The organism is Vreelandella rituensis (assembly GCF_003336665.1).
Lineage (GTDB): Bacteria > Pseudomonadota > Gammaproteobacteria > Pseudomonadales > Halomonadaceae > Vreelandella > Vreelandella rituensis.
This window is the reverse complement of sequence record NZ_QPIJ01000168.1, coordinates 1-774: the sequence shown is the minus strand read 5'-3', so window position 1 is coordinate 774 and position 774 is coordinate 1. Positions and strand designations below refer to the sequence as shown.

The 774-nt window shown below is 56.7% G+C and carries 1 protein-coding gene; it reads right to left on the bottom strand.

Annotated features, from left to right (window positions below; genetic code table 11):
- Positions 1–189 precede the first annotated feature (189 nt).
- Entirely contained in the window at positions 190–699 is a 510-nt protein-coding gene (locus DU506_RS21320) for a transposase (protein WP_181870854.1), read from the bottom strand.
- Positions 700–774 lie beyond the last annotated feature (75 nt).

Here is a 774-nt window from a genome sequence, read left to right as displayed (position 1 = left end):
GCTGATATGGCTGCCTGCCTTGCGCTGCCTGTGGGCGCTGATCCTCAACAACAGCCCCACCCTCTGATCGCCAACGTTTCAGCGTGCGCTCGCTTACGTCGATAATCACGGCCGCTTGATAACGGGGCGCGCCACCCGCCACCGCTTCGTCAAATAGCGCGATGAGCCTTGTACGTTCGTCGAGAGGCGTCAGTCGTCCTCGTCGCTGTCCAGATCCTCGCCGTACAAGGCTTCGAGCTTTTTTGAGAGCACCAGTAACGATGTCGTTTCTGCCAACACCTTGTCCTTGCGCCGCACTTCCGCCTGGAGCTGCTTGATGGTCTTCCGGTCTTCTTTACGCTGCTTTTGCACCGCTTTTTCCTGCTCTTCCTGCCTGCCAGCACCTTGGAGGCAAGCCGCTTTCCATTGCTGGATTTGCTCGGGATAAAGGCCTTTTTCGCGGCAGTAAGCGCCAAGCTCTGTTTCCGACATCGTGGCCGTTTCGATGACCACAGCGAGCTTGGCGTCAGGTGACCATTCGTTGTCGCCTTGGGTGTAACCCGGCACAGGTACTCCTTTTTCTCGACATTTTCTTAACCAACTATACAGCGTCGCGTCAGAGATGCCTTCTTCCGTCGCGACCGATGCCACGCTGCGATTGTGGGGCGGCAACAACTTTTTCAGGACGGCTGCTTTACGTTCTTCGGAATAACGTGGCACATGGACTCCATGCCGCTCCCTCTGGATTTGATTTAGGCGATAACGCCAACCGGACAACTAGGCTGACAGAGGGGG